This is a genomic window from Cupriavidus sp. CER-90, assembly GCF_057652055.1.
This window is the reverse complement of sequence record NZ_JBYGYM010000001.1, coordinates 851,434-877,205: the sequence shown is the minus strand read 5'-3', so window position 1 is coordinate 877,205 and position 25,772 is coordinate 851,434. Positions and strand designations below refer to the sequence as shown.

Genomic DNA, 25,772 nt, shown 5'->3' with positions numbered 1-25,772 from the left:
GTGTCTCCTGTTTGGATCCTGTTGGATTCGTGTTGTGTGGTCGGGGGCCACGCTATCATTCTCGCGCGGGCCGACACTGTCATGCAGGCGACAGATCTGCCCCAACCGCGACATTGATGCATCTTGTGCCCCGTTGGCGTAAGTTTCGCGTCAGATTTCATTGCGTAACCGTTGCCGCACGCTCATGAACGTCCACGAATTGCTTGAACAACACGACTGGTATCGCGCGCTGGCGCCGGAACACCAGGCGCTGGCGGCGTCGGGCACCGGGGTGCGGACGTTCGCGCCCGACAGCTATATCGCGCGGCGCGGCGAATATTCGCGCCACTGGATCGGCGTGGATGCCGGCCTGATCAAGCTGGCGGTCTACACGCCGGACGGGCGCGGCTGCACCTTCTGTGGCGTGCCGGCCGGTGGCTGGTGCGGGGAGGGCAGCGTCATCAAGCGCGAAGACCGGCGCTACGATGTGATCGCCATCCGCGAGTCGCGCGTGCTGCTGGTGGCGGAGACGGTCTTCAACACGTTGCTGGCGGACAGCCTGCCCTTTGCAGGCTACGTGGTGCGTCAGCTCAACGAGCGCATGGGCCAGTTCATCGCCATGGTGCAGAACGACCGCCTGCTGGGCGCCGATGCCCGCGTGGCGCAGGCCATCGCCCAGCTGTTCCACCGGGCGCTCTATCCGAAGACGACGGCGGTGCTGGAGCTGTCGCAGGAGGAAATCGGCCTGCTCACCGGGCTGTCGCGCCAGCGCGTGAACCAGGCGCTACGGCGGCTCGAAGCCGAAGGCATGGTCGGATTGTCGTACCAGACCATCCGGGTCACGGACCTGGAGGCGCTGCGGCGTTTCGGAATTTCGGAACTGTAAGGCGGCCAGCGTGCCGAATGCGGGGCGATTGCCGTACGGGGCGCGGCGAACACTGGCACAATTCGGACCGATTCCCCATTCCGTGCCCTGTCCCCATGCAACAACCACTGGCCAGCCTCGCGGCCATTTCGCTCGATCTCGACGATACCCTGTGGCCCTTCACGCCCGCCGTCATCCGGGCCGAGCAGACCCTGCACGACTGGCTGCTGGCGCAGGCGCCGCGCACATCGGGCCTGCTGACGTCGCCGCAGGTGCTGGGCGAGCTACGCGCGCGGTTCCAGGCCGAGCGCCCCGACCTGTCGCACAGCCTGCGCGAACTGCGGCTGGGATCGATCCGCATGCTCCTGGAACTGTCGGACGAAGACCCGCAACTGGCCGAAGCGGCCTATGACGTATTCTTTGCCGCGCGCCAGCGCGTGGATTTCTTTGACGATGCGTTCCCGGCGCTGGAATGGCTGAGCGCCCGCTTTCCGCTGGTGGCCGTGTCCAACGGCAACGCCAGCCTGCAGGTGACGGGCGGCCATCACTTCTTCCATGCGGCGTTGAATCCGGAGAGTGCGGGCTGCGCCAAGCCCGATGCCGCGATCTTCCATGCGGCGGCCGAACTGGCTGGGTGCCGGCCCGAACGGATGCTGCACGTCGGCGACGATGCGGATCTGGATGTGGTGGGTGCGATCGCGGCTGGCTTTCAGGCCGCATGGGTGGTGCGCTCGGACGATGCCGCTGCGGCGCGCTGGGCCCGCAGCAGCCCGGCGCCGCATGTGATCGTGCGCGATCTCTATGCGCTGTGCCGGGCCATCGACCCGACCTGCCCGGTGGCGCGCGCGATGCCGGCGGCCCCGGCGATTTGATTCAATCCTCGGTTTTTTCCTGCGGCACGGCCTTGCCGAGCAGCTTGCCGAGCAGGCCGTTCTTGCCGGTGCCCTGCTGGCGCTGCGACTTCGGGAGCCCACCTGCCCGGTTGGCGCCGGCCTGCTTCAGATTGTTGTTGATCTTCAGGCCCTTGTTTTTTTCCAGGTCGGTTTTCTTCACGGACAGCTTTCCAATTGGTTAAGCCGCGCATTGTACGCATGTGCGGCGGGGCGGCGCGACATCGGGCCTGATCGTCGCCAGATCGTCGGCGCAATCCGGGATTAATCCTCGCCGCGGCCTTCGCTCTTCCCGTCGCCCTTGATGGCCTGCTTGGTCGCCTGATAGCCGCGTTTCGTGGTGTCGGCCACCGCGTGGCCGGCGTCCCGGGCGCCATGGCCGATGGTGACGCCGGCTTCCTTGGCGCCGTGGCCAATCGTGCGGGCCACATCGGCCACCGCGTGGCCGGTTTTCTTGCCGGCTTCCTTGACGCCTTCCTTGAAGGCGTGTGCATCGGAAGACACACTGGCGTGGGCCAGGGGGCTCAGGGCGCCCATGGCGGCCAGCGACATCGTGACGATCGTCGTGCGGAGCTTCATGTTTCGGTCGGGTCCGTAGCGGGTTTCACGTGGCCGTATTTTACTCGCGCCCGCGCCGGGCCGCCCTGGCGCGGGCAGCCGGGCTAGCGCGGTGCGGGCCCCGATTCCGTGATCGCGCTGTAGACCAGCGTGCGCAACTGGCGGCGCACCGGGTAGGCCGACGACGGCAGCAGCTGGGTCAGGAACAGGCCGATCAGGTCTTCTTTCGGATCGACCCAGAAGAACGTGCTGGCGGCGCCGCCCCAGAACATGTCGCCGGCGCTGCCCGGAATCAGCGTGCTGGCCGGCGCGATGGTGGTGGCGAAGCCCAGGCCGAAGCCCACGCCGTCGTAGGTGGCTTCGCTGAACATCGAGCGCGACAGGCGTGGCAGGTCCACCCCGCCGGGCAGGTGGTTGGCCGTCATCAGCGCCAGCGTCTTGGGGCCGAGCAGGCGCACGCCGTCGAGTTCGCCGCCGTTCAGCAGCATGCGGGCAAAGCGCATGTAGTCGGCGGCCGTCGATACCAGGCCGCCGCCGCCCGACAGGAAGGCGGGCGGCTGCAGGTAGGGGCTGGTCTGCGGATCGTCCTGCAGCATCGGCCCGCGCGGCGAGATCACCTTGGAACCGAGCGCACCGACCGCGTAGCACGCGCAGAACCGGGCGGCCTTGTGCGCGGGCACGTGGAAGCCGGTATCGACCATGCCCAGCGGATCGAAAATCCGCTGTTTCAGGAAGGTGTCGAACGGCATGCCGCTGATCTTGCCGACGAGGTAGCCCAGCACGTCGGTGGCCACCGAGTAGTTCCAGGCCTCGCCGGGCGAGAATTCCAGCGGCAGCGTGGCGAGCTTCTCGATCATGTCGTCGAGCGTGCCTTCGGTGGCCAGTTCGCCGATCTTCAGCTTGCGGTAGGCCGCGTCGACGTTGCTGTTCTGCTGGAAGCCGTATGTCAGGCCGGCGGTATGGCGCAGCAGGTCCACCACCAGCATCGGCCGCGCGGGCGGGCGGGTCTGGAAGCTGTCCATGAAGCCGCCCGCGAACACGCCCAGTTTTTCCCAGGCCGGGATGTACTTGCTGACCGGGTCGTCGAGGGCGATTCTGCATTCCTCCACCAGCATCATGATGGCCACCGACGTGATCGGCTTGGTCATCGAATAGATGCGGAAAATGGAGTCCTCGGCCAGCGGCACCTGCCGCTCGCGGTCGGCCAGGCCCAGCACGGTGTTCAAGGCCAGTTCGCCGCGCCGCCAGACCTGCACCAGCGCGCCCGGCAGCTTGCCGGTGGCGACGTAGGTCTCGTCGATAAAGCGTCCGATCCGGTCCAGCCGATCCCGCGACATCCCCTGCGTCTGCTGCATCTGCGCGCCTCCCTGTCAGAGTTGAAGTCGGGGCGCGGGCCGCCGTCAGGCGGAGGGCTTGCGCGCCCCCCACGGCAGCATTCCGCGCCAGGGCCATCCCAGCGTCATGCCTGCGGCGGCCAGCAGGATCAACGCCGCCCCGCCGATTTGCGACAGGAGCAGATGATGTCCGAAGGCCAGCCGGTCCACCAGAATGGCCACGATAGGATAAATGAACGACAGGGCGCCTGTCAGGTGCGTGGGCAGCTTCTGGATCGCGCCATACAGCAGGATGTACATCAGCCCGGTATGGACAAAGCCCATGGTCGCCAGCGTGGCCCAGGGCAGGGCGCCGGTCGGCAGGTCGGCGCGCAGCGCCATCGGCAGCAGCATGACGGTGCCCACCAGCACGTGGATCAGCGCGATCAGGTGCGGCGGCACGCCCTTGAGCTGCTTGGCGATCAGCGCCGCCAGCGCGTAGAAGAACGCCGCGCCCAGTGCCAGCCCGATGCCCAGCAGGTAGTTGCCATGCGCTGCGCCGGCGCCGGGCTTGCCCTGCACGATCAGCAGCATGCCGCCGAACGCCAGCAGCAGCCATGCCACCTTGGCCACGGTCAGGCGCTCGCCCAGGAACAGCGCGCCCAGCGCCACCAGCATGAACGGCTGGGTGTTGTACACGGCCGTGGCAATCGAGATCGATGCGCCTTCGTAGGCCGAAAACAGAAGCAGCCAGTTGGCGACGATGGCCACCCCGCCGGCCACCGCCAGCAGCACCTGGCGCAGCGAGATGCCGCCCGGCCGCAGGTAACCGCGCGCCAGGCAGACCGGCACCAGCACCACCGCGCCAAAGGCGCAGCGCCAGAACACCACCTGGGTGACCGGCCGCCCCGATACCACCACCAGCCAGCCGATGGTGCCCGAGATCACCATCGCCGCCACCATTTCCAGCATGCCCCGCGTTCTGTCGTCCACGGCTATCTCCTGTCCCTGTGCGTGCATCGTCGCAAAATGAGGGTTGCAGTTTAAGGCCTCTGGCCTACAATCCACAGTCGAAAATGCAGGCTGTTCTCGCTTTCTTTTGTATTTTGTAAGGCGTTTTTAGGAAAATACCTTATGTCGCTTGACGATATCGACCGTCGCATCCTGGTCCTGCTGCAGCAGGACGCCCGCATGCCGGTAAAAACTCTGGCCGAGCAGGTGGGCCTGTCGTCCCCCGGCGCGTCGGAACGGCTGCGCCGGCTGGAGGACCGGGGCGTGATCCGCGGCTTCACGGTCGATGTGGAACCGCGCACGCTGGGCTTTCCGATGCAGGCCATCGTCCGCATCAGGCCGCTGCCCGGCAAGCTGCAGGCGGTGCAGAAGCTGATCGAGGCCATCCCCGAATTCGCCGAATGCGACAAGGTGACCGGCGACGACTGTTTTATCGGTCGGCTGTATTTGCGATCTATCGAGCACCTGGACCATATCCTGGAGCAGATCACCGAGATGGCCGAGACCAGTTCGGCCATCGTCAAGGCGCAGCCGGTCAAGCGAAGACTCCCGCCGCTGTAGCCGCGGACCGGCACCCAACCCGGGCAAGGGCTGTGGGATAATCCCGAGCTTTGCCCGGCGCCCGGCTCACAAGGCCGCCCGCAGGGGTTTGTCCTGGCCCTGTCGATCCGCTGTGGGCCGCTGCGTTTGCGTTATTTCCAAGCACCCACAATGCCCACATACCGTTCCAAGACCTCCACCGCCGGCCGCAACATGGCAGGTGCGCGCTCGCTGTGGCGCGCCACCGGCATGAAAGACGAAGACTTCCAGAAGCCGATCATCGCGGTGGTCAATTCGTTCACCCAGTTCGTGCCGGGCCACGTCCACCTGAAGGATCTGGGCCAGCTCGTCGCGCGCGAGATCGAAGCCGCCGGCGGCGTGGCCAAGGAATTCAACACCATCGCCGTGGACGACGGCATCGCCATGGGCCACGACGGCATGCTGTATTCGCTGCCCAGCCGCGACATCATCGCGGATTCGGTGGAATACATGGTCAATGCCCACTGCGCCGACGCCATGGTGTGCATCTCGAACTGCGACAAGATCACCCCGGGCATGCTGATGGCCGCCATGCGCCTGAACATCCCCGTGATCTTCGTGTCGGGCGGCCCGATGGAAGCCGGCAAGACGCGCCTGGCCAACCCGGTGACCAAGACCATCGAACTGAAGAAGCTCGACCTGGTGGACGCCATGGTGATGGCCGCCGATCCGTCGTACTCGGACGAGGATGTGGCGCAGGTCGAGCGTTCGGCCTGCCCCACGTGCGGCTCGTGCTCGGGCATGTTCACGGCCAACTCGATGAACTGCCTGACCGAGGCGCTGGGCCTGTCGCTGCCCGGCAACGGCACCGTGGTGGCCACGCACGCCGACCGCGAACAGCTGTTCAAGCGCGCCGGCCAGCGCATCGTCGATCTGGCCCGCATGTACTACGAGCAGAACGACGAGCGCGTGCTGCCGCGTTCCGTGGGCTTCAAGGCGTTCGAGAACGCCATGACGCTGGACATCGCCATGGGCGGGTCCACCAACACCATCCTGCATCTGCTGGCGATTGCCCGTGAAGCCGAGATCGACTTCACGATGGCCGACATCGACCGCATGTCGCGCTCGGTGCCGCAGCTCTGCAAGGTGGCGCCGAACACCAACAAGTACCACATCGAGGACGTGCATCGCGCTGGCGGCATCATGGCCATCCTGGGCGAGCTGGACCGCGCCGGCAAGCTGCACACCGACGTGCCGACCGTGCATACGCCCACGCTCAAGGACGCGCTGGACCAGTGGGACATCGTCCGCACGCAGGACGAAGCCGTGCGCACGTTCTACATGGCCGGCCCGGCCGGCATCCCCACGCAGGTGGCGTTCAGCCAGAACACGCGCTGGCCGAGCCTGGACCTGGACCGCGCCGAGGGCTGCATCCGCTCGTACGAGCACGCGTTCTCGAAGGAAGGCGGCCTGGCCGTGCTGACCGGCAATATCGCGCTGGACGGCTGCGTGGTGAAGACCGCCGGCGTGGACGAAAGCATCCTGGTGTTCGAGGGCACGGCCCACGTGACCGAGTCGCAGGACGAGGCGGTCGAGAACATCCTGAACGACAAGGTCAAGGCCGGCGACGTGGTGATCGTGCGCTACGAAGGCCCCAAGGGCGGCCCGGGCATGCAGGAAATGCTGTACCCGACCAGCTACATCAAGTCCAAGGGCCTGGGCAAGGCGTGCGCGCTGCTGACGGACGGCCGCTTCTCGGGCGGCACGTCGGGCCTGTCGATCGGCCACTGCTCGCCCGAGGCGGCGGCCGGGGGCGCCATTGGCCTGGTGCGCGATGGCGACAAGATCCGCATTGACATTCCCAACCGCACGATCAACGTGCTGGTGTCGGACGAGGAACTGGCCACCCGCCGTGCCGAGCAGGACGCCCGTGGCTGGAAGCCGGCCAAGGCGCGTCCGCGCAAGGTGTCGGCCGCGCTCAAGGCCTATGCCAAGCTGGTGATGTCGGCCGACAAGGGCGCCGTGCGCGACCTGTCGCTGCTCGACGACTGATCTGCCGGGCCCGCGTGGCCCGCTCGATCGCGCAACGCCGCGCGCCCCGCCAGTCGGGACGCGCGGCGTTTTTGCATCTGGCCCCGGTTTCAGCCGGCAAATGGCTCCCTCGCGTCGCCCCCGACATTCCCCTTTGCATTGCATTGCGTTGTATTGACTTGCGCCATGTCTGTGTACCATGGCGCGCTTTCGGACGGCGCCGGCGCGGCGTGCACAGGGATGCCTGCCATGCGGGGCCGACAATGTCTGTACATCCATTGCGCTGACTGGTCCCGTGGATAGGACCAGCTGGTTCCATTGAGTGACCGGGCCATGGGGCATAGAGTCCGCCTGAACCCCACAGGAAGTACACAGAGGCGGAGACACGGATGTTGATCAGTCGAAGAAAGCTGTTGGCCGGCGCGACGCTGGCCATGTTTGCCATATTGGCCCCGGTCCAGCGCGCGGCGGCGCAGGACAAGCCCATCACGATCGTGGTGGGCAGCCCGGCCGGCGGCACCACCGACGCCCTGGCACGCCTGATTGCGCGCTCGCTGGGCGACACGCTGCACCGCACCGTGGTGGTGGACAACCGGCCCGGCGCTGGCGGCAATATCGCCGCGCAATATGTGGCGCGCGCCACACCGGACGGCAGCACGCTGCTGATGAGCTTTACCGGCCATACCATCAACGCGTCGCTCTACAAGAACCTGCCGTTCGATCCGGTCAAGGACTTCACGCCGATCACGATGGTGGCGCGCGTGCCCAGCGTGCTGGTGGCCCGCAAGGGCGTGCCGTTCGACAACACGGCGGGCCTGATCGCCTACGCGAAGAAGCACCCCGGCAAGCTCACGTTTGCGATTGGCGCGCAGGGCTCGTCGCTGCATCTGGCCAGCGAGCAGTTCAAGCTGGCCACCGGCACCGACATCGTGAACGTCCCGTACAAGGGGACCAATCCGGCGCTGACCGATGTACTGGGCAACAACACCGTGGACCTGATGTTCGCCAGCACCGTGAACGTGCTGCCGCACCTGAAGTCGGGCACGCTGAAGTTCCTGGGCGTCAGCAGCCGGGACGCACTGCCGCAGTTCCCGGGTGTGCCGCCGATCGGCCAGACCGTGAAGGGCTTCGAGTCGTCGGCGTGGTTCGGCCTGTTCGGCCCGGCCCGGCTGCCGCCGGCCGTCACGGACCAGCTCTATCGCGCGGTGAAGGTGGCCGTCGAAGACCCAGCTTACAAGCAACGCATGGAGACCGAAGCCGCCACGGCCGTCAGCATGACGCCGCAGGCGTTCGGCGCGTTCGTGCGCAGCGACATCCAGCACTGGGCCAAGGTGATCCAGGCGTCCGGTACCAAAGTCGAGTAAGGAATAGCAATGACGGGCCAGACATTGGCGCAGAAGCTGTTGGCCAGGGCCGCGGGCCGGGCCGACGTGGCGCCCGGCGAGATTGTCACGTGTCGCGTGGATCTGGCGATGATGCATGACTCCAGCGGGCCGCGCCGCGTGAAGCCGATGCTCGAAAAGCTCGGCGCGAAGGTGTGGGATCCGGACAAGGTGGTGCTGGTCACCGACCACTACGTGCCCGCGCATGACGCCGACAGCCGCAGGATCGTGCAGATCGCGCGCGACTGGGCGCGCGACGAAGGCGTGGCGCGCTTCCACGACATGGAGGGCATCTGCCACGTGGTGGTGCCGCAGAAGGGCTATCTGCGCCCGGGCATGTTCGCGGTGGGCGGCGACAGCCATTCGTCCACCGGCGGCGCGTTCGGTGCCTACATGTTCGGCATCGGCGCCACCGAGATGCTGGGTGTGCTGGTGACGGGCGAGATCTGGGTGCGCGTGCCGCAGACCATCCGCATGCGCTGGCATGGCCGCCTGGGCGCCGGTGTCTCGGCCAAGGACATGATGCTGCGCATGTGCACGCGCTTCGGCATGGACGGCGGCCAGTACCAGGCCGTGGAGTACACCGGCGACGCCGTGTCGGCGCTGTCGATGCAGGAACGCATGACGCTGTCGAACATGACCGCCGAACTGGGCGGGCAGGTGGGCCTCATCGCCCCGGACGCCACCACGCGCGACTGGCTGCTGGCCGCCGGTGCGCCGGCCGATGCCGTCGATATCGACGACTGGCAGTCGGACGCCGACGCGGCCTGCCTGGCGGTGCATGACTTCGATGCCGCGACGCTGGCGCCGCAGGTGTCGCGGCCGCACACGCCGGCCAACGCCGACGACGTGGGCACGTTCGGCAGCGTGGGCATCGACATCGCCTATATCGGTGCCTGCACCGGCGCCAAGCTGGACGACCTGCGCATGGCGGCACAGGTGCTGCGCGGCAAGCGCGTGGCACGGGGCACGCGCCTGCTGGTGGCGCCGGCCAGTGCCGCCGACCAGCAGCGCGCCGCGCAGGAAGGCACGCTGGCCGCGCTGACCGATGCCGGCGCCGAGCTGCTGCCCAACGCCTGTGGCGCCTGCGCGGGCTACGGCGAGCACCGGTTTGGCGAAGACAGCGTGGTGATCAGCGCCACGGCCCGCAATTTCAAGGGCCGTATGGGCGCGGCATCGTCGCAGGTCTACCTGGGCTCGCCGTACACGGTGGCCGCTTCGGCCGTTGCCGGCCGCATTGCCGATCCACGGGAGGTGCTGGCATGAGTCGTTTTTCCGGCCGGGCCTGGGTGTTTGGTGACGATATCAATACCGATTTCCTGGCGCCGGGCGCCTACATGAAGTTTGGCATCGAAGAGATTGCGCGCCATTGCCTGGAAGCCGTGGACCCGTCGTTCGCGGCGCAGGTGCGCCCCGGCGACATCGTCTTTGGCGGGCGCAACTTTGGCGCGGGATCGTCGCGCGAGCAGGCGGTCGAGGTATTGCGCCACCTGGGCGTGGTGGCGGTGGTGGCCCCGTCGTTCGCCGGCCTGTTCTACCGCAATGGATTCAACCTCGGGCTGCCGCTGCTGACCTGCCCGGCGCTGCCGCCGGTGACGCCCGGCCAGCGCGCGGGGTGCGAGATCGACACGGCCCAGGTCTATATTGACAACGCGCCGGCGCTGCAGTGCGAGCCGGTGCCCCCGCATCTGGTGGCCATGATCCGCGATGGCGGGCTGGTCCCGCACCTGGCGCGCCGGATCGCGTCGGGCCAACTTTCGGTCAAAGAGGGAGTGCAATGACTGCAATGACGCTGAAGCAACGCCTGCAAGGCACCGGCATCGTGACCGCACCGGGCGTCTACGACGCCTTTTCGGCCCTGCTGGTCGAGCAGGCCGGCTTCCAGGCCGCCTACCTGTCCGGCGCCAGCATCGCCTACACGCGGCTGGGGCGGCCCGATATCGGCTTCCTGTCGATGGACGACGTGGCATCGGTCACGCGCAATATCCGCGAACGTTGCCCCACGCTGCCGCTGATCGTGGACGCCGACACCGGCTTTGGCAATGCACTGAACGTGATGCAGACGGTGCGCGTGCTGGAACGTGCCGGCGCCACCGCCATCCAGTTCGAAGACCAGTCGATGCCCAAGCGTTGTGGTCATCTGGATGGCAAGACCGTGGTCAGCGCCGCGGAGATGGCCGGCAAGATCCGCGCGGCCTGCGATGCGCGGCGCGACGACAATACGCTGATCATCGCGCGCACCGATGCGGTTGCCGTGGAAGGCATGGACGCCGCGCTGGCACGCGCCGAGCAGTACGCCGAAGCGGGCGCCGATGTGCTTTTCGTGGAGGCCCTGCGCAGCCGCGAGGACATGACGGCAGCGATCGCCCGCCTGGGCGGCCGCGCGCCGCTGCTGGCCAACATGGTGGAAGGCGGCAAGACGCCCGTGCTGCCGGCCGCCGAACTGGAGGCCATCGGCTTCCGCATCGTGATCTTCCCGGGCGGCACCGTGCGCGCGCTGAGCTTTGCGTTGCGCGACTACCTGGCCAGCCTGCACGCCAACGGCACCACCACGCCGTACCTGGACAGGATGCTGTCGTTCCAGGCGCTCAATGACGTCATCGGCACGCCGGAAATGCTGGCGCTGGGCAAGCAGTACGAATAACCCGATGCGACGCGTGCTTGCCTGACCGGGGCGGCACGCGTACCGTGGCGGCATCGCCGGCAGTTCCCGGCTCACCCGCCTGATTGCCGCCCCCGCCCGATGCTCGATGCCCACGCCCCGCTGACCTCGCTGCCGCGTTTCCAGCAGGTTCGCCTGATCCTGCGCGAGCGCATTCGCGGCGGTCACTACGCAGCCGGCCTGCCCCTGCCCGGCGAACGCCAGCTGGCCGAGGAGTTCGGCGTGGCGCGCGTGACCGTGCGGTCGGCCCTGGCGCGATTGCAGGAAGAAGGCCTGGTGATGCGGTTGCGCGGCAAGGGCACGGTGCCGACCGCGCGCAACGTGGCGCCGGCCGGGACCGCCGTGCAGACCGTGCGAGGCGGCCTGCTCGACAACATCGTCAGCGTCAGCATGCGTACGCGCGTGCAGGTGCTGGAATGGAAGCGCATGGCGGCGCCCGCCGCCGTCAGCGCCGCACTGGACCTGCCGCCCGGCGCGCCCGTGCTCAAGGTGGTACGGGTGCGCAAGTTCAAGGCGCAGCCCATTTCCTATACCGAAGTGTTCGTGCCCGACGATCTGGCGGCGGCGCTGGACCGCCATACGTTGCAGGACACGCCGATGCTGGTGGCGCTGGCGCAGCATGGCGTCGAAGTGATCTCGGCCGAGCAGACGCTGGGCGCCGCCGTGGCCGATCTGGACGTGGCCCGCATCTTCCGCATCGCGCCCGGCGTGCCGTTGCTGCGCGTGTCGCGCGTGGCATCCGACACGAACGGCCGCCCGGTGCAGTTCCTGGTCGGGCTCTACCACCCCGAACGCTATACCTACCAGATGCGGCTGACGCGCGCGGGCGCGTCGACGCGCGTATGGATCGATGCCGACCAGCCCTGATCAGCGGCGCACCAGCGCCACCACGTAGACGCAGGCGTCCGGGCCGGGATTGATGAACGTGCAGGGCGCGGGCGGCCCCAGCTGCAGGCAGTCGCCGGCGGCGAGCGTGTGCGCCAGCTCGCCTTCCTCGAAGACCAGCGTGCCATCGAGCACCCAGATCTGCTGATGCTGAAACGTGAAGGCCGACGACGGATACGATACCCGCGCGTGGCCCGGCAGCGTCACCTCCACCAGTTCGAGCATGCCGCCGTTGCGCGGCGATACCGCACGGCGCGTGTAGCCCGTTTCCGGGTCCTGCCACACCGGCTGTTCGGCGGCGCGGCTCAGGCGTTCGCCGGCCTGCTCGGCCAGCGCCAGCAGCATCGACAATTGCAGCCCGAACGCGCCTGACAGCCGGCCCAGCACGGTCGCCGTGGGGCTGGCCTCGCCACGTTCGATCTTGCTGATCATCGCCTTGGACACCCCGGAGCGGTCCGCCAGCTCCGCCAGCGACCAGCCGCGCGATTCGCGCTCGATGCGCACGCGGACGGAAATGGCGGTGGTGGGGTCGTCGGGCAGGCGGCTCATGGTGGCGAAGGCGCGGGGAAGGTGGTCCGATTATAGAAGCGGCATTGCGTGGCGCGGGTTAACCCTCAGCCTGAAATCCTCACGATGATGCTCATTCGTCCACTATAGTGGATGGAGCCGAGACCGCCCCTTTCCCCCCGGAGCCGCCCCCATGCCCCGTGAAATCCGCCTGAACGCTTTCGACATGCACTGTGTGGGCCACATCCAGCAGGGCCTGTGGACCCACCCGCGCGACCAGTCGCACCGCTACGCCGAGCTTCAGTACTGGACCGACTACGCGAAGACGCTGGAGCGCGGCCTGTTCGACGGCATTTTCTTTGCCGACGTGGTGGGCGTCTACGATGTCTATGGCGCCAGCCCCGACGCCGCATTGCGCGGCGCGGTGCAGGTGCCGGTCAACGACCCGACGCTGGTGATACCGGCCATGGCGGCCGTGACCCGGCACCTGGGCTTTGGCGTGACCGCCAACCTGACCTACGAGCAGCCGTTCCTGTTTGCGCGCCGCATGTCCACGCTGGATCACCTGACCGGCGGGCGCATCGGCTGGAACATCGTCACGGGCTATCTGGACAGCGCGGCGCGGGCCATCGGCATCGACGGCCAGGTGGCCCACGACGACCGCTACGACCTGGCCGACGAGTACATGGCGCTGGTCTACAAGCTCTGGGAAGGCAGCTGGGACGACGGCGCCGTGGTGGCCGACCGCACGGCCGGGGTCTATGCCGATCCCGAAAAAGTGCGCGTGATCCATCATCGCGGCCCGCAGTACAAGGTGGATGCGATGCACCTGTGCGCGCCGTCGCCGCAGCGCACGCCGGTGCTGTACCAGGCCGGGTCGTCGACGCGGGGCCGCCGCTTTGCCGCCACGCACGCCGAGTGCGTGTTCGTGAACGGGCAGAAGAAGGAGGGCGTGAAGGAAATCGTTGACGACATCCGCGCGCAGGCCGTGGGGCTGGGCCGGCAGGCCGACGACGTGAAGGTGTTTCTGGGCGCCACGCTGGTGGTCGGGCGCACCGACGCCGAGGCGCGCGACAAGTTCGAGGAATACCGGCGCTATGTCAGTTCCGAGGCCGCGCTGGTGCACGCGGCGGCGTCGCTGGGCATCGACTTCTCGCGCTACGACCTGGACGAGCCGATCGATACCGGCAAGAGCCAGGCCATCGTGTCGAACGTGGAAGCCATGACGCGCAGCGCGGGCCCGCAATGGACGCGCCGCAAACTGCTGGAACAGATGGTGCTGGGCAGCCGCCAGCCGCCGTGGGTGGGCGCGGCCGACCATGTGGCAGACCTGCTGATGGCCTGGAGCGAGGAGACCGGCGTGGACGGCTTCAACCTGTCGCGCACGGTGGTGCCGGAGTGCTTCGAGGACGTGATCGACCTGGTGGTGCCGCTGCTGCAGGAGCGCGGCGCCTACAAGACCGCTTACCAGCCGGGCACCTATCGCGACAAGCTGTTCGGCACGGCCCGCTTGCCAGCCACCCACGCGGCGGCGCAATATCGCGGAACCGGCGCCAATCGGGCATAGACAGACGCATCATGGTAGACAAGACAACGTTTCGCGACGCGATGGCGGGCCTGGGTGCCGCCGTCAACGTCATCACCACGGACGGCGTGGCCGGGCTGGGCGGCTGCACGGCGTCCGCCGTCTGTCCGGTTACCGATGATCCGCCCACCGTGCTGGTCTGCATCAACCGGTCCAGCCGCAACAACGCCGCCATCCGCCAGAACGGCCGGCTCTGCGTGAATGTGCTGGCCGCCGGGCAGCGCGACGTGGCCGTGCGCTTTGCCGACAGGGACCTGTCGCTGGACGAGCGGTTTGCCTGCGCCGAGTGGCGGCAACTGGCCACGGGCGCGCCGGTGCTGCATGGCGCCATCAGCGCGCTCGATTGCGAGATCACGTCGGTAACCGAAGTCGGCACGCATACCGTGTTCTTCTGCGCCGTGAAGGCCGCGCAAAGCGCCAGCGGCCAGGCGGGCCTGATCTACTTCGGGCGCGACTTCCATCCCGTGGGCACCGTCGCACACCCGGCGGCCGTCTGAGATGACGGCACCCACTTCGGCGGCCGCGCCAGTGCGGCAGCGCCAGCGCGGCAAGCTGTTCTCGATCGCCATCCTGCTGCTGGCCGAAGTGGCGGCGATGGGCGTGTGGTTCTCTGCGAGCACCGCCGTGGCGCTGATCCAGCGCACCGAGGCCATTTCGGCGTTCGACGAGGCGTTGCTGACTACTGCCGTGCAGTTCGGCTTTGTCGCCGGCACGCTGATGTCGGCGCTGCTGTCCTTGCCCGACCGCTACGACCTGCGCCGCCTGTTCGCCGGATCGGCACTGGTGGCGGCGCTGGCCACGGGCATGCTCGCGTTCATCGCGCCCACGGGCGGCGCGGTGGTGGCGTTGCGCTTTATCACCGGCATGTGCATGGCCGGGGTCTATCCAGTGGGCATGCGGCTGGCGGCAACCTGGGCGCGGGCTGACCTGGGCCTGCTGATCGGGCTGCTGGTGGGCGCGCTGACGCTCGGGTCGGCCAGTCCGCATCTGGTGGCCGCGTGGCTGACGCCCGCTGCGGGCGGCCCCGACTGGCGCACTATCTACGCCGTGGCGGCGGCCTGCGCGGCCGGCGCGGCGCTGCTGATCGGCATGGCGGCGATCGGCCCCAATCTCCGGAAGGCCGCACGCATCGACCCGACCAAGATCGCGCAGGCCTGGCGCCAGCCCGCAGTGCGCCTGGCCAACCTGGGCTATCTGGGCCACATGTGGGAGCTTTACGCGATGTGGGCGTGGCTGGCGCTGTTCCTGCAGCAGACGTTTGCCGCACGCGGCATGGCCGATGCGCGCGGCCGGGCGGAACTGCTGACCTTCGCGGCGATTGCCGTTGGCGCGCTGGGTGCCTGGGCGGGCGGATGGCTGGCCGACCGCGTGGGCCGCACCGCCGTCACCATCGGTGCCATGGCCATCAGCGCAAGCTGCGCGGCGCTGATGGGCTGGCTCGATACGGCACCGATGGCGGTGCTGGTGACGGTGGCGCTGGTATGGGGTGTGTCGGTCATCGCCGATTCCGCCCAGTTCTCGGCCAGCGTGACCGAACTGGCCGAACCGTCATCGATCGGCACGCTGCTGACGGCGCAGACCTGCGCCGGCTTCCTGCTGACGCTGGCCAGCATCCACCTCGTGCCCGACGTGGTCGAATGGCTTGGCTGGCGCGCCGGCTTCGGCATGCTGGCCATCGGTCCGGCACTTGGCTGCGTGGCGATGTGGCGGCTGCGCAGCCATCCCGACGCGCGGAAGCTGGCGGGTGGCCGGCGCTGAATTGCCGGCACGTCCGCGGGCGTTATGCGAAGTCAGGCAGGTGGTTGGCGGCGCGATTCGGGAACCCGGCGGGCCGTTTTTCGAGGAAGCCGAGATAAAAAAGCCCGGCGCGCGGCCGGGCAAAATCGGAAAGTGTCTTGCGGCGGGGTCAGAAGCGGTGGCGTACCCCCACCATCGCGCCGAACTGGCTGTCGCCTGCCCGGATATTGTCCGCGCTCAGGCTGGCGCGCGACGCCACGCCCTTGCTGGTGCGGTTCCACGCGTAGCCCAGGTCCAGGTAGGCGCTGGTGCGCTTGGAAAACGCGTAGTCGGCCGTGGCGACGAAGACGACCGGGTCGGCGCTGGTCTCGGCATAGTCGTTGTAGTACACCGCGCCCTTCAGCATCAGTGCCGGTGTGGCCTGGTAGCCCAGTCCCATCCAGTAGATGTTGCTGTGCTTGAAGGCCGCGCCCGCGCCGCTCAGGTTTTCCCACCGATAGCCAGCAAAGACCTTGGCCGGGCCGAAGGCGTAGCTGCCGGCCACGGACGCGCGCTGGTCCTTGATATCGGTGTCGGGCTGGCGCAGGTCGTACACCACGCCCACGTCGAACGGACCGGTCGTGTAGCGCAGGCTGGCGGCGTACTCGCGGCCCTTCTTGTAGTTGCCCGGCACCTCGCCGCTGCCGAAGCCGAACGCGGTGCTGTTGTCATAGCCGAAGCTGTACAGCGCCGCCGCCGTCAGGCCGCCAAACGTGCCCTTGTACTGGATGGCGTTGTCGGCCCGGCTGGCCATGAACGGGTCCAGATTGACGATCGAGTATTGCGAGGTGGCGGCCATCGGGTCGAACGCCAGCGTGAAGTCGTAGATCGGCGTCTGCTGGCGGCCCAGCATCACGGCGCCGAACCGGCCCTGCAGGCCCACGAATGCCTGCCGGTTGAAGAGACGGCTACTGGCCGATGTGCCGGTGTCCAGGTTGAAGCCGCTCTCCAGCACAAACACGCCCTTGAGACCGCCGCCCAGGTCTTCCGTGCCGCGCATGCCCCACCAGGACCCGGTGGTGATGCCGTTGCCGGACTGCATGCGCACGTTGCTGTGGTCGCCGGCGGTGCGGTTCAGGTATTCCACGCCGACGTCGGCCACGCCATACAGGGTGACGCTCGACTGCGCCTGAGCGCCCGCGGCAAACATCGTGATTGCAGCAGCCGCTGCCAGTTTCAGTTTCATGCCTTGTTCTCCAGGTTGGGAAGGAATCCGCAATGATCGGAAGGCATGAATGTTTCAGCTTTGATTTGGCTCGCTTCTTCGTCACTCTGAATGAGATTTTTCTCATTCGAGATGAGACTGTTGCACGGAAATGCGTCACCACATGGCAGTTCTACGAAGTGCCATGTCAATGGTGTCAGGGATGTTGCAGTTGGGTGGCGGTTCAGGCCGCGTGCAGGCGGTCCAGGCGCAGGCGGTGGCGCTCGTCGGTCAGGCGCCATACGGCCAGCCAGCCGGCCACCACCACGGCCAGCAGGCTGCCGCCGGCCAGCAGGAACATCAGCAGGATCTGGTAGCGCGCGGCGTCCATCGCGTCCATGCCGGCCAGGATCTGGCCGGTCATGATGCCCGGCAGCGTGATGATGCCCGCTGCCGCCATCGTATTGATCGTCGGCAGCAGGCCGCCGCGCACCGCCTGCCGCAGGATCGGACGCAAGGCGGCATGGCGGTCGTCCCCCAGGGCCAGCCTGGCCTCGATGGCCTGGCGCTGGTGCCACGCGGCGTTGAGCGTGGCGTGCAGCGTCAGGCTGGCCGCGTTCATGGCGTTCCCCAGGATGATGCCGGCCAGCGGAATCGCGTGGCGTGCGTCGTACCACGGCGTGGGGCGCAGGGCGGTCAGCAGGGCCAGCACCGTGATGACCAGCGTGGGCGCGCTGACCGACGCCAGTCCGATCGCCATCTGCCAGCGCGGCGCGAAGCGACGCTCCAGCCGGCTGCCGGATTCACGCGCCGCGGCGAAGATCATCGCCGTCACCACCAGCAGCGTGAGCCATGGCGACGACAGCGCAAAGACCGCGCGCAGCACCAGGCCCACCAGTATCAGTTGCACCACCATGCGGGCCGCGGCCCAGAGCAGGGCGCGATGGATGCCCAGCGACATGGCCAGCGACAGCGCCGCGCCGGCCACGATCAGCAGACTGGCCAGCGTCAGGTCGCCCGTTGTCAGCAGGATCGGGTTCATGGGTGCAGGGGCTCCAGTCCGGACGGGTACAGGCGCCAGTGCGCGTGCTGCAGGCGCGCTGCCTGTTCGGTGTTGTGGGAAACGACCAGCAACCCGACGCCTTCGGCCATGACTTCGCGCAGCACGGCTTCCACGGCCAGTGTGGTGTCGTGATCGAGCGCCGAGGTGGGCTCGTCGAGCAGCAGGAAGCGGGGGCGGCGGACGATGGCCCGCAGCAGCGCCAGCCGCTGCCGTTCTCCGGTGGACAGATGGCTGACGCGCGCGGCCAGGATGTCGTCGCGCAGGCAGAGCCGGCGCGCCAGGCGCGCCAGCCGGGTATCGGCGGTGCCAGGTGTTCCGGAGCCCCGGGTCGTATCGGGGATGTCGGCCGGGCCGAGGTCGTCGAAATGGCTGCGCACGTCGTCGGCCCACCAGCCCGATTCGGCCGCGACATAGATCACCTCGCGTCGCCAGGCCGGCCCGCTCAGCGCCTCGCGCGGCGTGGTGCCGATGCGTACGCTGCCGTGGCTGGGATCGAGGTCGGCAATCATGCGCAGCAGCAGGCTCTTGCCGCTGCCCGACGGGCCAGACAGCACCGTGCATTTGCCGCCCGTCACGTCGAACGTATAAGGGCCGCGGCCGTGGCCGGTCAGGTCTTGGATATGCAGGTGGCCGTCCATGGGGCGGGGCGGGGCAAGGCAGGTGGAAGGCGGAGTGCCGCAAGCGTATCGTCATTCGATGAATGGCGGATTAAGTGAGGCATATCGTATGACGTCAGGCGGCATCGGCTCGCGATGCATGCGCACGCCTGGGTCCATTGTGGGCGCAGTCGCGGCGGGTGCAAGGGCGAGGCATCGGCGCCGGGAGAACCGCATTGGCACCGTCCGACAGCCTGTTGCGGCCATGTCCTACACGACAGCTCCCGTGCCCTTTCTACACTGTCCAGTAGCGCCGTTGCCTGCCGCAGCGCCCGTCAGCCGGGCCAGCGCGCGGACGCCGGACGCCCTACGAACCGACCCATCAGGAGAGTGCGATCATGAACAAGGACCAGGTGAAGGGCCGCATGAACGAGGCCAAGGGCAAGGCAAAGGAACTGGCCGGCAAGGTAACCGGCAAGACTTCCACCGAAATGAAGGGCAAGGCCCAGCAGGTGGCCGGCCGCACGCAGGCCAGCTATGGCGATACCAAGGAAGACATGAAGAAGAACCCGCGCTAGGGCCTGATCCGGCACGAGGCAGGGGCCGCCAGCCACTGGCGGCACCCAAACACCGTAAAGCGGGGCTGCGGCCCCGCTTTTTGCATGGCGCCCCGATTCATGACGGGCGGTAAATGCTGTGTTCCATATCCGTCGGCTTCCGTCGGACGGTGCAGTGCTGTAATGTGCGCACATTCATCGCGTTCCTCCACCTGCACTGGTCCCAAAGGGAATCCCCATGGCCACACGCCGTTCGACAGACCTGTTGCTGACCGCCCTGGCGCCCGCCATCTGGGGCACCACGTACCTTGTGACCACCAACTGGCTGCCGGCCGGCTATCCGCTGACGGTTGCCACGCTGCGTGCGCTGCCGGCGGGCATGCTGCTCTGGCTGCTGGGCCGGCAGTTTCCGGCGCGCAGCTGGTGGCCCAGGCTGCTGGTGCTGGGCGCGCTCAATTTCTCGTTCTTCTGGGCCATGCTGTTCGTCTCGGCCTACCGGCTGCCCGGTGGCGTGGCGGCCACGCTCGGCGCCATCCAGCCGCTGATCGTGATCGCGCTGTCGCGGGTGTTGCTGGGATCTGCGATCCGGGGGGGCGCGATTGCCGCGGCGCTGGCCGGGCTGGCGGGCGTGGCGTTGCTGGTGCTGACCCCGAAGGCCACGCTCGATGCGGTGGGTGTGGCGGCCGGACTGGCCGGCGCGGTGTCGATGGCGCTGGGCACCGTGCTCACGCGCCGCTGGCAGCCGCCGGTGCCGGCGCTGACGTTCACGGCCTGGCAACTGACGGCGGGCGGCATCCTGCTGGTGCCGTTCGCGCTATGGCTGGAGCCGCCGCTGCCCACGCCCACGCTGGCCAACGCGCTGGGCATGGCGTGGCTGACGGTGATCGGCGCGGCGCTGACCTATGTCCTGTGGTTCCGGGGCATCGCGCGGCTGGGCCCCGGCGCCGTGGCAACGCTGGGGTTCCTGAGCCCGCTCACGGCGGTGCTGATCGGCTGGATCGTGCTGGGCCAGACGCTGAGCACGGCGCAGATTGCGGGCATGGTGCTGGTGCTCGGCGGGGTCTGGCTCAGTCAGCGGGCCCAGCGATCCGTGGCAGCACCCGCCCCGGGTTCAACAGGTTCTTCGGATCGAGCGCGCGCTTGACCTGCCACATCAGCTCCAGCTCCACCTGCGACTTGTAGCGGCCCAGGTCGTCGCGCTTGGCCACGCCGATGCCATGCTCGGCCGAGATCGAGCCGTTCTCGGCGTGGGCCAGACCATCGACCAGATCCGACACGGGCTTGTACCACTGCGCCAGGAAGTCCCTGGCATCGCGGTCTTTGGGGCGCAGCGGGTTGAAGTGGACATTGCCGTCGCCCATATGGCCGTAGATCACCATGCGGGTGGCCGGCTCCAGCGCCAGCACCTCGGCCGACGCCTTCTCGATGAATTGCGCGATGCGCGACACCGGCACCGAGATATCGCACTTGATGCTGCCGCCGGTGCGCGTCTGGGCGTCCGAGATTTCCTCGCGGATGCGCCAGAACTGCTGCACGTCGGCCAGGCTCGCCGCCACGGCGGCATCCACGACCCAGCCGTTGCCCAGGCCCGATTCCAGGATCTCCATCAGCGTGCCGCCGAGCGTTGCCTCGTCGGTGCCCGATGTCAGTTCGATCAGCACCATCCAGTCATGACGCCCCGGCAGCGGCGACGGCACGTCGCCCAGGTATTCGAGCACCAGGTCCAGCGCCGGGGCCGAGATCAGTTCGAAGGCCGTGACCGCGCCGCCTGACAGCGCGCGGGCCTCGCCCAGCAGCTTGACGGCGGCTTCCGGGCCGTCCACGGCCACGAACGCCACGGCGGTGGAGCGCGGCTGCGGCATCAGCTTCAGCACCGCGCCGGTGATGATGCCGAGCGTGCCTTCGGCGCCGATGAACAGGTGCTTGAGGTCGTAGCCGGTATTGTCCTTGCGCAGGCCCTTGAGCGACGAAAAGATGCGCCCGTCGGGCAGCACCACCTCGATGCCCAGCACCAGGTCACGCATGTTGCCGTAGCGCAGCACGGCCGTGCCGCCCGCGTTGGTCGACAGGTTGCCGCCGATCTGGCACGAGCCCTCCGAGCCGATGCGCAGCGGAAAGAGGCGGCGGGCATCGTCGGCCGCGGCGCGTGCGCCGGACAGCGTCACGCCGGCTTCCACGGTCATCGTGTCGTTGACGGTGTCGATGGCCAGCACGCGGTTCATCTTCTTCAGGCTGATGACCACGGCTGTGCCGCTGTCGTCGGGCACGGCGCCGCCCATCAGCGACGTGTTGCCGCCCTGCGGGACGACGGGCACGTCGTGTTCATGGCACCAGGCCATCACGCGGCTGACCTGTTCGGTGGTGGCGGGCATGACCACCAACGGTGACTTGCCGCGATAGATGCGGCGGTAGTCGGTCACGTACGGCTCGGTGTCGGCGTCGGCGGTCAGGCAGCCGTTGGGGCCGACGATGGCCAGCATGGCCTGCAGCAGGTCGGCTTGCAGGGCTTGGGAGGGCAGGGCTTGGGAAGGCAGCGGGGACATCTTCGATACTCAGTAGGCGGCGCCGGGCGCGGACACCTGTTGGGCGCGCTCCGGCAGGAATTCGGCGGCGAGCTTGCGCGCCGCGTTGGCGTAGACCAGCACGTCGACGCCGGTGGCCACGAAGGTGCAGCCCAGTTCCAGGTAACGACGCGCCAGCGCATTGTCTGACGTCAGCGTGCCGGCGGCCTTGCCGCTGGCGATGATCGTGCGCATGGCCGTCTCGATCTGCGCCTGCACCTCGGGGTGCCCCGGGTTGCCGCGATGGCCCATTGACGCCGCCAGGTCGGCCGGGCCGATGAAGACGCCGTCCACGCCGTCGACCGCGCAGATCGCTTCCAGATTCTGCATGGCGGTCACGGTCTCGGCCTGCACCAGCAGGCAGATTTCGTCATCGGCCACGGCCAGGTAGTCCTTGCGGGCGCTCCATTGCGACACGCGCGCCACGGCGCTGCCCACGCCGCGCACGCCAAACGGCGGGTAGCGGGTGGCGCGCACCAGCGCGGCGGCCTGTTCGGCGGTGTCCACCATCGGAATCAGCAGCGTACGGGCGCCGATGTCCAGCAGCTGTTTGATCAGTGCGGTCTCGCCCGACACGGCGCGCACCACGGGCTGCGAGCGGTACGGGGCCAGTGCCTGCAGCGTCTGGAGGATGGTGCGCACGTCGTTGGGCGCGTGTTCGCCGTCCACCAGCAGCCAGTCGAAGCCGGCCGTGGCACTGATTTCGGCAACGTAGGGCGTGGCGGCGGACATCCAGAGGCCGATCTGGGCCTGGCGGGCGGCCAGCGCGGCCTTGAACGGGTTATGGGCGGGCATGGGGTGTCTCCTGTCGGTGCGGGTGTCGAACGGGGTTCGATGGGCGTTGTCAGTGCAACTGGCCCTGGCACAGATACTTGGTATGCATGTAATCGTCAAGCCCGTGGCGCGATCCTTCGCGGCCGTAGCCCGATTCCTTCACGCCGCCGAACGGCGCCGCCTCGGACGCCAGCGCGCCTTCGTTGATGCCCACGATGCCGGTTTCCAGCGCCTGCGCCACGCGCCAGATGCGCCGCACGTCGTTGGAATAGAAGTAGGCGGCCAGCCCGAACGGCGTGTCGTTGGCGTCGCGGATCACTTCATCCTCGTGGGTGAAGCGGAACACGGGCGCCACGGGCCCGAAGGTTTCCTCGTGCGCCAGCGCCATCGCGGGCGTGGCGCCGGCCAGCACGGTCGGGGCGTAGTAGTGCGGGCCGTCGGCGGTGCGCACGCGCTCGCCGCCCACCACCACGCGGGCGCCCTGGTCCACGGCATCGCGCACATGGCGGTCGATCTTGTCGACGGCGCGGGCGTTGATCATCGGACCGATCTGCGCGGCGGGCTCGGTGGCCGGGCCCACGTGCAGCGCACCCACGCGGGCGGCCAGCTTGCTGACGAAGGCGTCGTGGACGCCAGCCTGCACGTACACGCGGTTCGGGCACACGCAGGTCTGGCCGCCGTTGCGGAACTTGGCGGCCATCAGGCCCTCCACGGCCGCATCGAGGTCGGCATCGTCGAACACGATGAACGGGGCGTTGCCGCCGAGCTCCAGCGACAGCTTCTTGAGCGTGCCGGCCGACTCGCGGGCCAGGTGCTTGCCCACCGGCGTGGAGCCCGTGAACGTAATCTTGCGTACGCGCGCATCGGCCAGCCAGGCATCGACCACGGCCGGGGTGTTGGCGCGCGATGCGGTGACGATGTTCAACACGCCTTGCGGCATGCCCGCGCGTTCCGCCAGGCGGACCAGCGCCAGCGCGGTCAGCGGGGTGTCTTCGGCGGGCTTGGCCACCACGGTGCAGCCGGCGGCCAGCGCGGGCGCGATCTTGCGGGCGATCATCGCCAGCGGAAAGTTCCATGGCGTGATGGCGGCGACCACGCCCACCGGCTCCTTGAGCACGATCATCTTGCGGCCCGGCACGGCCTCGGCCACCACGTCGCCGCAGATGCGCGTGGCTTCCTCGGCGAACCATTCCACGTACGAAGCCCCGTAGCGCACTTCGCCCACGCTCTCGTGCATGGGCTTGCCCTGCTCGGCGGAAATGATGCGGGCCAGGTCCTGCTCGTTGGCCAGGATCAGCGCGTGCCAGCGTTTGATGATCTGGGCACGGTCGCGGGCGGTGCGGCGGCTCCAGGCCGGGAAGGCCGCCGCGGCGGCATCGGCGGCGCGCCGGGCGTCGGCGGCATCGCTGTCGGGCACGTCGGCGATCACTGCGCCCGTGGCCGGGTCGGTGACTGCCAGGCGGGCGCGGCTGTCGCACCATTGCTGGTCGATGAAGTTCTGGCTACGAAGCAGGGTCGGGTCGGTGAGGGTGGTCAGCATGCGATGGCGGGGTCGGATGTTGGAAGCGTCTGATATGCGAAGGGCCTAGCTCACGATCCCCACGTGCCAGGGCACGAATTCGTGATCGCCCAGCCCAAGCAGCTCGCTCTTGGTGGGTTCGCCGGATGCGGCGCGCAGGATGTGCTCGAAGATCCGTTCGCCCATCTGCGCCACGCTGAGTTCGCCATCGAGCACCAGGCCGCAGTTGATGTCCATGTCTTCCTCCAGGCGTCGGAACATCGGCGAATTCGAGGCCAGCTTGATGGTCGGGGCCGGCTTCGAGCCGAACATCGAGCCGCGGCCGGTGGTGAAGCAGATCAGGTTGGCGCCGCTGGCGATCTGGCCCGTGGCGGCCACCGGGTCGTAGCCGGGGGAATCCATGAAGACCAACCCGGCACGGTCGATCGGCTCGGCGTACTCGTACACGGCCTGCAGCGGCGTGGTGCCGCCCTTCATGGCCGAGCCCAGCGATTTCTCGAAAATGTTGGCCAGGCCACCCTGCTGGTTGCCATGCCCGACCACGCCATTGAACTGGGCGTTGTGTCCGGCGGTGTAGCGTTCCCACCAGGCCAGGCGATCCAGCAGCTTCTGGCCTACCTCGGGCGTCACCGCCCGGCGCGTGAGCATGAACTCCACGCCGTGGATTTCCGGGGTTTCCGACAGGATCGCGGTGCCGCCGTGGCGCACCAGAATATCCATGGCCGCACCCAGCGCCGGGTTGGCCGTGATGCCCGAGAAGCCGTCCGAGCCGCCGCATTCGAGGCCGATCTTGATATGGCTGGCGCTCACGGGCTGGCGCCGGAAGGCATTGGCGGCCGGCAGCATGGCCTCGATGGCGCGGATGCCCGCCTCGATCGTGGCGCGCGTGCCGCCCGTGTCCTGCATCACCAGCGTGTGCAGGTTCTCGCCGGGGACCAGCCCTTGCGATTCCACCAGCGATGCCACCTGGTTGCGTTCGCAGCCCAGGCCGACGATCAGCACGCCGGCCAGGTTCGGATGCCGCGCATAGCCGGCGATAGTGCGGCGCAGGAGGTCGAAGTGCTCACTTGGCGACGACATGCCGCAGCCACTGCTCTGCGCGAACGCCACCACGCCATCGACATTGGGATAGGCGGCCAGCCGCTCCGTGGTGAAATGCGCGGCGATGTGCTTGATGACCGTGGCCGAGCAGTTCACCGACGACAGGATGCCGACGAAGTTGCGCGTGCCCACGCGCCCGTCCGGCCGCACATAGCCCATGAACGTCGCGCGTTCGCGTTCCGGCACGTAGGCCACGGGGCGCACATCGGCACAGAACGCGGGATCGCGGTAGTCGTCCACCAGCCGCAGGTTATGGCTGTGCACATGCTCGCCGGCGGCGATGTCGCGGTCGGCCACGCCGATCACGGTGTCGTATTTCTTGACCCGCTCGCCGCGTGGGATCGCACGGGCGGCGATCTTGTGGCCGGCGGGCACCTGGGCGCGCACGCGCACGTCCAGGTCCTCCAGGTGCTGGCCCAGCGTCAGGTCGGCGCGGGCGATCAGGACGTTGTCGTTGGCGTGCAGGCGAATGACGGGGTTCAGGGTCACGATTG

At 68.2% G+C, this 25,772-nt stretch carries 26 protein-coding genes; 14 read left to right on the top strand and 12 right to left on the bottom strand.

Features of this window, described 5'->3' with window-relative positions:
- Positions 1 to 184 precede the first annotated feature (184 nt).
- Together AC24R4_RS03900 and AC24R4_RS03895 are read left to right on the top strand one after the other, a co-directional pair.
- Positions 185 to 865, top strand: coding sequence for a Crp/Fnr family transcriptional regulator (locus AC24R4_RS03900; RefSeq protein ID WP_400395990.1), 681 nt, complete (start codon positions 185 to 187; stop codon positions 863 to 865).
- A 95-nt stretch (positions 866 to 960) separates the two neighbouring features.
- Positions 961 to 1,716, top strand: a complete 756-nt coding sequence (locus AC24R4_RS03895) for an HAD family hydrolase (protein WP_487522277.1) — start codon at positions 961 to 963, stop codon at positions 1,714 to 1,716.
- A gap of 1 nt (position 1,717) precedes the next feature.
- Here the strand turns inward: AC24R4_RS03895 and AC24R4_RS03890 are convergent, their stop codons facing one another.
- From AC24R4_RS03890 to AC24R4_RS03875, 4 genes are all read right to left on the bottom strand, one after another.
- Entirely contained in the window at positions 1,718 to 1,897 is a 180-nt protein-coding gene (locus AC24R4_RS03890; RefSeq protein WP_249641031.1) for a hypothetical protein, read from the bottom strand.
- Between the two features lie 101 nt (positions 1,898 to 1,998).
- Positions 1,999 to 2,313, bottom strand: a complete 315-nt coding sequence (locus AC24R4_RS03885) for a hypothetical protein (RefSeq protein ID WP_487522276.1) — start codon at positions 2,311 to 2,313, stop codon at positions 1,999 to 2,001.
- An 83-nt stretch (positions 2,314 to 2,396) separates the two neighbouring features.
- Positions 2,397 to 3,647, bottom strand: a complete 1,251-nt coding sequence (locus AC24R4_RS03880) for a serine hydrolase domain-containing protein (protein WP_400392778.1) — start codon at positions 3,645 to 3,647, stop codon at positions 2,397 to 2,399.
- Between the two features lie 45 nt (positions 3,648 to 3,692).
- A complete protein-coding gene (locus tag AC24R4_RS03875) occupies positions 3,693 to 4,598 on the bottom strand; it encodes a DMT family transporter (protein WP_400392780.1) in 906 nt (301 codons plus the stop codon).
- 141 nt (positions 4,599 to 4,739) lie between these two features.
- On the opposite strand from AC24R4_RS03875, the gene AC24R4_RS03870 reads away from it, so the two are divergent.
- From AC24R4_RS03870 to AC24R4_RS03840, 7 genes are all read left to right on the top strand, one after another.
- The gene (locus AC24R4_RS03870; protein WP_400392782.1) at positions 4,740 to 5,177 is read left to right on the top strand and encodes an Lrp/AsnC family transcriptional regulator; all 438 of its coding nucleotides are present in this window, start codon (positions 4,740 to 4,742) and stop codon (positions 5,175 to 5,177) included.
- Between the two features lie 150 nt (positions 5,178 to 5,327).
- Entirely contained in the window at positions 5,328 to 7,187 is a 1,860-nt protein-coding gene (gene ilvD / locus AC24R4_RS03865; protein WP_400392783.1) for a dihydroxy-acid dehydratase, read from the top strand.
- Positions 7,188 to 7,555: 368 nt separating this feature from the next.
- Positions 7,556 to 8,530, top strand: a complete 975-nt coding sequence (locus AC24R4_RS03860; protein ID WP_400392785.1) for a Bug family tripartite tricarboxylate transporter substrate binding protein — start codon at positions 7,556 to 7,558, stop codon at positions 8,528 to 8,530.
- Between the two features lie 9 nt (positions 8,531 to 8,539).
- Positions 8,540 to 9,814: a 3-isopropylmalate dehydratase large subunit gene (locus AC24R4_RS03855; RefSeq protein ID WP_400392787.1), complete on the top strand. Its 1,275-nt coding sequence runs from the start codon at positions 8,540 to 8,542 to the stop codon at positions 9,812 to 9,814.
- Positions 9,811 to 10,329, top strand: coding sequence for a LeuD/DmdB family oxidoreductase small subunit (locus tag AC24R4_RS03850; protein WP_400392789.1), 519 nt, complete (start codon positions 9,811 to 9,813; stop codon positions 10,327 to 10,329). The genes AC24R4_RS03855 and AC24R4_RS03850 overlap by 4 nt, the downstream gene beginning before the upstream one ends.
- A gap of 5 nt (positions 10,330 to 10,334) precedes the next feature.
- A complete protein-coding gene (locus tag AC24R4_RS03845; RefSeq protein WP_400392800.1) occupies positions 10,335 to 11,192 on the top strand; it encodes an isocitrate lyase/PEP mutase family protein in 858 nt (285 codons plus the stop codon).
- Between the two features lie 99 nt (positions 11,193 to 11,291).
- On the top strand, positions 11,292 to 12,077 hold the full coding sequence (locus AC24R4_RS03840) for a GntR family transcriptional regulator (RefSeq protein WP_400392790.1): 786 nt from the start codon (positions 11,292 to 11,294) through the stop codon (positions 12,075 to 12,077).
- Here the strand turns inward: AC24R4_RS03840 and AC24R4_RS03835 are convergent, their stop codons facing one another.
- Positions 12,078 to 12,644, bottom strand: a complete 567-nt coding sequence (locus tag AC24R4_RS03835; protein ID WP_400392792.1) for a helix-turn-helix domain-containing protein — start codon at positions 12,642 to 12,644, stop codon at positions 12,078 to 12,080. It lies immediately after the preceding gene.
- A 151-nt stretch (positions 12,645 to 12,795) separates the two neighbouring features.
- Here AC24R4_RS03835 and AC24R4_RS03830 point away from each other — a divergent pair, with 151 nt between their 5' ends.
- The 3 genes from AC24R4_RS03830 to AC24R4_RS03820 are packed head-to-tail and all read left to right on the top strand — an operon-like array spanning position 12,796 to position 15,945.
- On the top strand, positions 12,796 to 14,169 hold the full coding sequence (locus tag AC24R4_RS03830; RefSeq protein ID WP_400392794.1) for an LLM class flavin-dependent oxidoreductase: 1,374 nt from the start codon (positions 12,796 to 12,798) through the stop codon (positions 14,167 to 14,169).
- A gap of 11 nt (positions 14,170 to 14,180) precedes the next feature.
- The gene (locus tag AC24R4_RS03825) at positions 14,181 to 14,684 is read left to right on the top strand and encodes a flavin reductase (protein ID WP_400392796.1); all 504 of its coding nucleotides are present in this window, start codon (positions 14,181 to 14,183) and stop codon (positions 14,682 to 14,684) included.
- A gap of 1 nt (position 14,685) precedes the next feature.
- Positions 14,686 to 15,945, top strand: coding sequence for an MFS transporter (locus tag AC24R4_RS03820; RefSeq protein WP_400392798.1), 1,260 nt, complete (start codon positions 14,686 to 14,688; stop codon positions 15,943 to 15,945).
- A gap of 148 nt (positions 15,946 to 16,093) precedes the next feature.
- Here the strand turns inward: AC24R4_RS03820 and AC24R4_RS03815 are convergent, their stop codons facing one another.
- The 3 genes from AC24R4_RS03815 to AC24R4_RS03805 form a co-directional block, all read right to left on the bottom strand.
- Positions 16,094 to 17,149 carry a porin gene (locus tag AC24R4_RS03815; RefSeq protein WP_487522275.1) on the bottom strand — a complete coding sequence of 352 codons (1,056 nt, stop codon included), beginning with the start codon at positions 17,147 to 17,149 and terminating at the stop codon, positions 16,094 to 16,096.
- A gap of 202 nt (positions 17,150 to 17,351) precedes the next feature.
- Complete coding sequence (locus AC24R4_RS03810; RefSeq protein ID WP_487522274.1) at positions 17,352 to 18,149, bottom strand: ABC transporter permease; 798 nt, start codon at positions 18,147 to 18,149, stop codon at positions 17,352 to 17,354.
- Complete coding sequence (locus tag AC24R4_RS03805; RefSeq protein ID WP_487522273.1) at positions 18,146 to 18,808, bottom strand: ABC transporter ATP-binding protein; 663 nt, start codon at positions 18,806 to 18,808, stop codon at positions 18,146 to 18,148. Before AC24R4_RS03805 ends, AC24R4_RS03810 begins: the two co-directional genes overlap by 4 nt.
- A 356-nt stretch (positions 18,809 to 19,164) precedes the next feature.
- Here AC24R4_RS03805 and AC24R4_RS03800 point away from each other — a divergent pair, with 356 nt between their 5' ends.
- The gene (locus tag AC24R4_RS03800; protein ID WP_092598271.1) at positions 19,165 to 19,344 is read left to right on the top strand and encodes a CsbD family protein; all 180 of its coding nucleotides are present in this window, start codon (positions 19,165 to 19,167) and stop codon (positions 19,342 to 19,344) included.
- 217 nt (positions 19,345 to 19,561) lie between these two features.
- Positions 19,562 to 20,467, top strand: a complete 906-nt coding sequence (locus AC24R4_RS03795; RefSeq protein ID WP_487522272.1) for an EamA family transporter — start codon at positions 19,562 to 19,564, stop codon at positions 20,465 to 20,467.
- Here the strand turns inward: AC24R4_RS03795 and AC24R4_RS03790 are convergent.
- The 4 genes from AC24R4_RS03790 to AC24R4_RS03775 all read right to left on the bottom strand — a co-directional run bounded on the left by AC24R4_RS03790 (position 20,391) and on the right by AC24R4_RS03775 (position 25,767).
- Positions 20,391 to 21,803 (bottom strand): FAD-binding oxidoreductase, encoded by a 1,413-nt coding sequence (locus AC24R4_RS03790; protein ID WP_400395836.1) that lies wholly within the window; start codon positions 21,801 to 21,803, stop codon positions 20,391 to 20,393. The two genes, AC24R4_RS03795 and AC24R4_RS03790, sit on opposite strands and share 77 nt — an antisense overlap.
- Positions 21,804 to 21,875: 72 nt before the next feature.
- Positions 21,876 to 22,679: a 4-hydroxy-2-oxoheptanedioate aldolase gene (hpaI, locus tag AC24R4_RS03785; protein WP_400395834.1), complete on the bottom strand. Its 804-nt coding sequence runs from the start codon at positions 22,677 to 22,679 to the stop codon at positions 21,876 to 21,878.
- Positions 22,680 to 22,728: 49 nt separating this feature from the next.
- The gene (locus tag AC24R4_RS03780) at positions 22,729 to 24,198 is read right to left on the bottom strand and encodes an NAD-dependent succinate-semialdehyde dehydrogenase (protein WP_487522271.1); all 1,470 of its coding nucleotides are present in this window, start codon (positions 24,196 to 24,198) and stop codon (positions 22,729 to 22,731) included.
- Positions 24,199 to 24,243: 45 nt separating this feature from the next.
- Entirely contained in the window at positions 24,244 to 25,767 is a 1,524-nt protein-coding gene (locus tag AC24R4_RS03775) for a UxaA family hydrolase (RefSeq protein ID WP_400396349.1), read from the bottom strand.
- Positions 25,768 to 25,772: the final 5 nt, after the last annotated feature.